General features: G+C 74.5%; 6 protein-coding genes. 5 read left to right on the forward strand and 1 reads right to left on the reverse strand.

The window, feature by feature from the left end; genetic code table 11:
* Positions 1-22: 22 nt before the first annotated feature.
* The 4 genes from ABZ896_RS31645 (at position 23) to ABZ896_RS31660 (ending at position 5,756) form a co-directional block, all read left to right on the forward strand.
* Positions 23-1,468, forward strand: a complete 1,446-nt coding sequence (locus ABZ896_RS31645; protein WP_360936573.1) for an acyl-CoA synthetase — start codon at positions 23-25, stop codon at positions 1,466-1,468.
* Positions 1,461-3,050: a carboxyl transferase domain-containing protein gene (locus tag ABZ896_RS31650; protein WP_360936575.1), complete on the forward strand. Its 1,590-nt coding sequence runs from the start codon at positions 1,461-1,463 to the stop codon at positions 3,048-3,050. The genes ABZ896_RS31645 and ABZ896_RS31650 overlap by 8 nt, the downstream gene beginning before the upstream one ends.
* A 172-nt stretch (positions 3,051-3,222) precedes the next feature.
* Positions 3,223-4,260, forward strand: coding sequence for a rod shape-determining protein (locus ABZ896_RS31655; RefSeq protein WP_360936576.1), 1,038 nt, complete (start codon positions 3,223-3,225; stop codon positions 4,258-4,260).
* 8 nt (positions 4,261-4,268) lie between these two features.
* Positions 4,269-5,756: a GAF domain-containing protein gene (locus tag ABZ896_RS31660; RefSeq protein WP_360936577.1), complete on the forward strand. Its 1,488-nt coding sequence runs from the start codon at positions 4,269-4,271 to the stop codon at positions 5,754-5,756.
* Positions 5,757-5,765: 9 nt separating this feature from the next.
* Here the strand turns inward: ABZ896_RS31660 and ABZ896_RS31665 are convergent, their stop codons facing one another.
* On the reverse strand, positions 5,766-6,716 hold the full coding sequence (locus ABZ896_RS31665; protein ID WP_360936579.1) for an anti-sigma factor RsbA family regulatory protein: 951 nt from the start codon (positions 6,714-6,716) through the stop codon (positions 5,766-5,768).
* Between the two features lie 641 nt (positions 6,717-7,357).
* Between ABZ896_RS31665 and ABZ896_RS31670 the strand changes: the two genes are divergently transcribed.
* On the forward strand, positions 7,358-7,876 hold a 519-nt coding region (locus tag ABZ896_RS31670; protein ID WP_360936581.1), incomplete at its 3' end, for a hypothetical protein.

Below are 7,876 nucleotides of genomic sequence, written 5' to 3' on the forward strand. Positions count from 1 at the left end.
AACAGGTTAGGAGCTACGCAGCGTGACCTCTCTCTTCCCGGCCCTCAGGGGCGCTACGGCGGACCGTCCCGCCCTGCGCTTCGGCGACCGTTCCCTCACCTACGCCCAACTCGCCGCCACGACCGGTGCCTTGGCGGCCCGACTCGCCGGGCACGGCCGCGTGGCGGTGTGGGCGACACCGGAACTGGAGACGGCGGTGGCCGTGGTGGCGGCCCTGGAGGCCGGTGTCGCCGCCGTACCGCTCAACCCGAAGTCCGGTGAGAAGGAACTCGGGCACATCCTGAACGACAGCGCGCCGACGCTGGTACTGACCGCACCCGGCGCCGAACTCCCTTCGGCGCTGGCCGACTTGGAGCGTGCGGAGGTAGACGCGCACGCCACAACGGGCCCCCTCCCGGCGAGCACAGCCACTGCCGAGGACCCCGCCCTCGTCGTCTACACCTCCGGCACCACCGGCCCGCCCAAGGGCGCCGTGATCCCCCGCCGGGCGATCACCTCGACGCTGGACGCGCTGGCCGACGCCTGGCAGTGGACCGGCGAGGACGTCCTGGTCCACGGCCTGCCCCTCTTCCATGTCCACGGCCTGGTGCTGGGCATCCTGGGCCCGCTGCGCCGCGGCGGCGCCGTCCGCCACCTCGGCCGCTTCTCGACGGAGGGCGTGGCGCGCGAGCTGAACGACGGCGCGACCATGCTCTTCGGCGTCCCGACGATGTACCACCGGATCGCCGAAACCCTCGTGGACGACCCGGAGTTGGCGAAGCCCCTGAGCCGGGCCCGGCTGCTGGTCTCCGGTTCCGCCGCGCTGCCCGTGCACGACCACGAGCGGATCACGGCGGCGACCGGGCGCCGGGTCCTTGAGCGGTACGGCATGACGGAGACGCTGATGAACACGGCCGTGCGCGCGGACGGCGAGCCGCGGGCCGGGACGGTGGGCGTGCCGCTGCCGGGCGTGGAGCTGCGGCTGGTGGAGGAGGACGGGTCGCCGATCACGTCGTACGACGGCGAGACGGTGGGCGAGATCCAGGTGCGCGGCCCGAACCTGTTCACCGAGTACCTGAACCGGCCCGATGCGACGGCCGCGGCCTTCACCTCCGACGGCTGGTTCCGCACGGGGGACATGGCGGTGCGGGAGTCCGACGGGTACGTCCGGATCGTCGGCCGGAAGGCCACCGACCTGATCAAGAGCGGGGGTTACAAGATCGGGGCGGGTGAGATCGAGAACGCGCTCCTTGAGCACCCGGGGGTGCGGGAGGCAGCGGTGACCGGGGAGCCGGACCCGGACCTGGGCGAGCGGATCGTGGCGTGGATCGTCCCGGCGGACCCCGAAGCCCCGCCCACCCTGCGGGAGTTGGCGGACCATGTGGCGAGCCGGCTGGCCCCGCACAAGCGCCCCCGGATCGTGCACCACCTGTCGGCGCTCCCCCGCAACGACATGGGCAAGATCATGAAGCGGGCGCTGCATGCCTGAGCGCCTCTCCGCACGCGAGATCGTCGCGCTGGTCGCCGACGACTTCTCGGAACTCCCCTACCCCGAACGGCAGTCGAAGCCGGACGGCCCACTGTCCTGGCAGGGTTACGACGCCGCGCGCGCCCGCGCCGCCGAACGCACCGGCGAGTCGGAGTCCGTCATCTGCGGCACCGCGCACGTCGAAGGCACCCAAGCCGTCCTGATCGCCTTCGAGTTCGGCTTCCTGGGCGGCTCCCTCGGCGAGCGCACCGGTGACCGGCTGGAGGCGGCGTACACACACGCCCGTGAACACCGCCTCCCGGTCGTCCCGTTGATCGCCACCGGCGGCAGCCGGATGCAGGAGGGCATGCTCGCGCTCACCCAACTCCAGCGCGTGGCCCGCCAGTCGGCCCTCACCCGGGAGGCGGGCCTCCCCCAGATCGCGGTACTCCGCGACCCGACCACGGGCGGCGGCTGGGCAACCCTGGGCGCGGGCGCCGACGTGATCCTCACCCTGCCCGGCGCCCAAGTGGGCTTCGCGGGCTCCCGGGTCCGCCCACCCGACGCGGACCCGACGGCGTACACGGCGGAGGCGCAGGTGGCGGCGGGGGCGGCGGACGCGGTCGTAGAACTGGAAGAACTGCGGGAGGTGCTGGGGCGGTGGCTGCGCCTGCTGACCGACGGGACGGGCGCGCGAGGAACAGTGGCGGCTCGGCCGGACGAAACAGCCCTGGGCTCATCGAGCGCGGCGGGCACGGCAGGGACGGCGGCAGGCGGGGCAGGGACAGTAGACGCGGCAGACGCGGGAGGCGCGGCAGGCGCGGCAGGCGCGGCAGGCGCGGCAGGCGCGGCAGGCGCGGCAGGCGCGGCAGGCGCGGCAGGCGCGGCAGGCACCGCAGCGACAGGACCGGCCAGGCAATCCGCAGCGCCCGTTCCCGCCCCACCCATCGAGCCCGCCCCGGTCCCCCACCCCCTCGGCCCCCGCACCCTCCCCGCCACCGGTCGCGACGCCGTCCACCGTGCCCGGTCCCCCCAACGCCCGCGCGCCACCGCCTACTTGGACGCCTACTTCACCCACCGCGTCCAGATCTCCGGTGACCGCTGCGGCGGCACGGACCCCGGGATGCTCTGCGGCTTCGGTGCCCGGGACGGTCGTACGGTCGCCTACGCGGCGCAGACCGGAACGGCCACCCGCCCGGCCGGCTACCGCACCGCCACCCGTCTGATCCGCCTGGCCGGCCGCCTCGGCATCCCGGTCCTCACCCTGGTCGACACCCCCGGCGCCGCGAACGACGCGGAGGCCGAACGCCAGGGCGCGGGCGCGGCCATCGCCGACCTCTTCACGACGGTCGCCACCGCCCGCACCCCCGTCACCACCCTCCTCATCGGCGAGGGCGGCTCCGGCGGCGCCCTCGCCCTGGCCGCCCCGGGCAACACCTACGCCACCCCCGACAGCTACTTCTCCGTCATCGCCCCGGAACTGGCGACGGCGATCCTGAAGCGACCCCCGGAGGAAGCGGGAGCCACCGCGGACGAACTCCGGATCCGGCCGCAGGATCTGGTGGAGTTGGGGGTGGTCCGGAGTGCCGTTCCCGACCCGTAGGCAGACATTTATCTAGAGCTTATATCGGGCATATCCGACAAAAACCCCCATTCAGCCGCACCCCGCCCGGCCCCCTAATAAAGGCGCCCCCTCCCCCACCCCCCGCACGATGCCAAGGAAGGCCCGCCGCCCGGCGCGCCCCCACGGTCTGTGCTCTCGGGAGGACCCTGCCATGACCGCCAGTCTGGAGCAGCTGCGCCGCTGCCACTTCGCCGTCGACCTCGGCGCGGCGCGGACGCGGGTGTATGTGAAGGGGGCGGGGCTCGTGGTCGATCAGCCTTCGGCCGCCGCCGTGAACACCCGTACCGGCGCGCTGATCGCGGTGGGCGAGTTCGCCGAGAAGATGACGGGGCGTACGCCTGACTACATCCGGGTCGTGCGGCCCGTCTCCGGCGGGACCGTCGTCGACATCGAGATGGCCCAGCGGATGCTCCGGCACCTGCTCGGCGACAAGATCCGCCGTACCCTGCGCCGCAAGCCCCGGCTGCGGGCCGCCGCCTGCACCCCGCACGACGCCGACCCGCTGGCCCAGCGCGCGGCCATCGAGACGCTCGTCGGGCTCGGGGCGCGGCGCGTGGAGCTCGTGGACACGCTCATCGCCGCCGCCGTCGGGTGCGGGCTGCCCGTCGAGCGGCCCGAGGCCACCATGATCATGGTGTGCGGGGCCGCGGCGACCCAGGTCGCGGTGCTGTCCCTCGGGTCGATCGTGACCGCCGAGCGGATTCCCGTCGGCGGTGAGGCCGTGGACCACGCGATCGTGCAACATCTGCGGCACGAGCACGAGTTGATGCTGCCCAGCCAGTCCGTACGGCCGCTGCAGCTCGCCCTGTCCGGCAACGGGCTCACCCCGCAGGGCCCCGCCTCCACCGAGATCCACGGCCGGGACGTGGCCACCGGGCTCGCCCGCAGCGTGCAGGTCGACACCGCCGCCGTGCGGGACGCCATCGAGACCCCGCTGACCGCCGTCCTCGACGGCATCGGCCGGGTGCTGCGCAACTGCCCGCCCGACCTGGTCGCCGACCTCGCCGACCGCGGGATCATGATGGTCGGCGGCTCCGCCCTGCTCCCCGGCCTCGACCAGATGCTGCGGCAGGCCACCGGGATGCCGGTGCACATCGCCGAACGGCCGGACGTCTGCGCCGTGCAGGGACTCGGGCACATGCTGGAGGGCAAGATCGAGCCGCTGTCGCTCGACCCGCTGGCCACCTAGGGCACCCGGTGACCGCGGCCCCGCTCCCGCGGCTCCTCGAAGCCGTCCTCGGCGTCGGTACCGATCTCGAACTGCGCGCCACCCTCCAGCACATCGTGGACAGCGCGGCCGAGCTGACCGGCGCCCGGTACGCGGCGCTGGACACCGAGGATCCGGCGCAGGACGGACTCACCGCGCTCCGTGCCCCGAGCGCGCCGAAGGCCCCGCGCAACCAGAGCACCCTCAGCGCGCCGGGCACCCCGAACGCCCCCGTCACGCCGAACGCGCCGAAGTCCCGGAGCGCCGTGCATCCCGCGGCGCTCACCATCCCCATCCGCGTCCACGACACCCCCTTCGGCACCCTCCACCTCTCCGGCAAACCCCGCTTCACCGCCGAGGACGAGCAGCTCCTGCACGTCCTCGCCGCCCAGGCCGGCATCGCGATCGGCAACGCCCGGCTCTACGAGGCGGCCCGGCAGCGCGAGCGCTGGATCGAGGGCGCGGCCGCCGTCACCACCGCGCTGCTGACCGGGCGGACCGCCGCCGACGCCCTGATGACGGTCGCCGAACGGGCCCGCATCCTCGCCGACGCGGCCGCGGGCGTGGTCCTCCAGCGCACCCCCGAGGGCGGCATGGAGATCGTGACGGCGTCGACGTACGACGATCCGGACGGCATCCTCGGGACCACGATCCGGCCCGGCAGCGCGGTCCTGGAGCAACTCCTCGGCGGCGAGCCGGTGTTCGTCGACGACTCGGCGACCGACCCCCGGATGACCACGCGGGTACGGCACCGGTTCGGGCCCAGCATGATGCTGCCGCTCCAGGCCGACGGGACGCTCATCGGCACCCTCGCGCTGCCCCGGCGGCGCGGCGAGCGGCCGTACACCCCCGTCGAGCGGTTGCTCGCCGTGCAGTTCGCCTCCCAGGCCGCGCTCGCCCTCGTCCTCGCCGACGCCCGGCAGCAGCGCGAGCGGCTCGCGGTCTACGAGGACCGCGACCGGATCGCCCGCGACCTGCACGACCTCGTCGTCCAACGGCTCTTCGCCACCGGGCTGATGCTGGAGTCGACCGAGCGCCGGTGCGCGGGCGCCGACGTGCACGAGATCCTCGGCCGGGCGGTGGACGAACTGCGGGCGACCGTCCAGGAGGTGCGTACGGCGATCTTCACCCTCCAGCAGCCGCCCGCCGACGCGCCCACGACCTTTCGCGGCAGGGTCCTCAGGGAGACGGCGGCCGTCCTCGGCCTCCGGCCCTCCACCCGCTTCACCGGCGCCGTCGAGAACCTGATCACCGACCGGGTCGCCGCACACCTGCTGACGGCCCTGCGCCACGCCCTCGCCGCCGCCTCGCGCCGGCCGGGCGTCTCCCGTATCGAGGTCGGGATCGACGCGACGGCGGTCCTGCCGGACGGCCGGAAGGGGGTGCGGCTGACGGTGCGGGACGACGGCGACACGGGCGGGGACAGCGGTACGGATGAGAGCGACGGTACGACCGTCACCTGGCAGTCGCCCCTGTGAGGCCCCGGGTCAGAGGCCGAACCAGCAGCGGACCGTCGTACCGTCCGGGCCGGTGTGCACGCGGACCAGGTCCGCGACGAGGTTGACCAGGAGGAGACCGCGGCCGCCGGGGCGCTCGCGCGGGGCGGGCCTGCGGCCGGCCAGCGGGTCGGCGAGATGGCCCTTGTCCCGGACCTCGCACACCACGTGCCCGTCCTCGGCCCACACCCGCAGGGTGCCCGAACCGCCGCCGTAGAGCACGCTGTTGGTGGTCAGCTCGGCGGTGACCAGCGCGAGGTCGTCCCGTCCGGCCCGCCCGAGCCCGAAGCGCGCGGCCTCGGCGACGGCCAGGTGCCGGGCCTCCCCGAGGAGTTCCTCGACGAACGTGAACGGCGGGACGTCCGGGGCGGGCGGGAAGGGCTCGTTGCAGCGGGCGACCACGTGCTCGGGGGCGTATCCGTCGCTGTGCCACTCCCGTCCGGAACCGGCGTCGACGACCACCGGGTGGGTGGCGTACGCGTCGGCGACCACCCGGGGATCGAGGCGCTGGACGTCGTACGGACAGAGGATGGTCACGTCGCGGCCCTGGAACGCCGCGTTGATCAGCGCCTCGTGCTGGAGGCAGGCGGGGTACTCGGTCGGCGAGCGGCCGGCCCAGATCGGTTCGCCGACGATCCGGACCCGGATGCCGGGTGCCTGCGCGTCGGCGAAGGCGCGCAGCACGCCGGGGATGATCCGGCCGGGGTTGCGTCCGGCCTCCCGCATGTCGAGGAGCCGTACGTCGGCGGCGCTGTCGCCGAGCGCCTCCCGCAGGAGCCGCAGGTTCTCGCCGGGCACGGCAACGGCCACCGGCTCCCCGGCCTTGAGCGCGGCCCGCACGAAGGGCACGACACCGGCGAGGTACTCCTCCTCGTCCCGGTAGAGGAGGGCGGGGTGCACGAAGGGTTCGAGGGGGCCGATGTACCCGGCTGCGGCTCTCACGACAGTGTCACCCCGTGGTGGAGGCGCGTCGCCGCGGCGATCCGAGGTCCGCTCCCGCTGCCGTTGTCCACGCCGACTCCCCACTGCTGCCGTACGGTCTGAGGTTTCCCTCTTCGATACGTCCGTCCCCTCCGAAACGTTTCCCCGTCATGATTCCCCGTTCAAAACCCGGACGAGACCGCGTTTACCCGCGGCTGCCGCCCGGCATTCCCCGGAACGCGGACGCACTGCGCTCAGTACGGCAGGATCCGGCCCGAGGGTGTCCTGCGGTCGATCTCCTGCTGCCGGGTGTCCCGTGAGGACGCGGGCCGGCGGGTGACGCGTACGCGGATCTGGCGGTTCATGACGCCCTCCTCGGGCCGGGGCAGGGGCCGGGGCCGGGCTCCCCGGCACGACCTCCAGCCTCGTCCTCGCGCCGCGCCCGCACATCGTGCCCACGGAGGCCCCCGCGCTGCCTCCCGGGGGTGACCCGGCGGCGCGCCGCTACTCCCCGGGGAGGACGCCGACCCTCAACCGACCCCGAGGCGCACACTGGAACGCACCAGCCGGACCAGAACCTCTCCGCCGGGAGAAGCCATGCGCCGACGCACCGGGAACGGCTCCACGCCGAACAGCGGCGCCTCGAACGACGGCTCCCTCCTGTGAAGCGCCGCCGCGCCGCGCACGGGCCCCGCACCTTCGCCGTACGACTCCTGCGCGCCCTCCGCGCCCTCACCGCCCCCGGCCACCCCGCCCGCCCCACTCCCCCCTCCCGCCCGGATCAGCTCCGTGCCCTCCTCGCCGTCCTGGACGACGCGGTTCTCGCGCAGACGCCGGCGGACGCGGCGGTGGCCGCGTGCGGGGAGCCGGGGCCCGTGGCGCGGTGGACGGCGCGGCGGTCCGGGCAGCAGAGCATCGCCCTGTACCGGCTGCGCGCCCGGCTGGAGGACCTCTGGCTCACCGACCCGGAGCTGCTGGCGGAGCGGGACCGCGCGGCCCGGCTGCTCGCCTACGACCTGTGGATGCTGCGGGAGTCGCTGAACCTGGCGTTCGCCGTCCGCCCCACGCCCCGCACGGAGGCGGCCCGGCAGCGCCTCAACGGCCTCGGCCGCCCCGCCAAGGTCCGACTGCTCCAACTCGGCGCCCTGGTCGCCGTGTTGCTGCTGTGGGCGCTGATCGCC

Source organism: Streptomyces sp. NPDC047072 (assembly GCF_040643855.1).
Classification (GTDB): domain Bacteria; phylum Actinomycetota; class Actinomycetes; order Streptomycetales; family Streptomycetaceae; genus Streptomyces.

Excerpts from the sequence above, each read along its gene's own strand:
- ABZ896_RS31655 (WP_360936576.1), top strand. The coding sequence starts at position 3,223 with ATGACCGCCAGTCTGGAGCAGCTGCGCCGCTGCCACTTCGCCGTCGAC.
- ABZ896_RS31650 (WP_360936575.1), top strand. The coding sequence starts at position 1,461 with ATGCCTGAGCGCCTCTCCGCACGCGAGATCGTCGCGCTGGTCGCCGAC.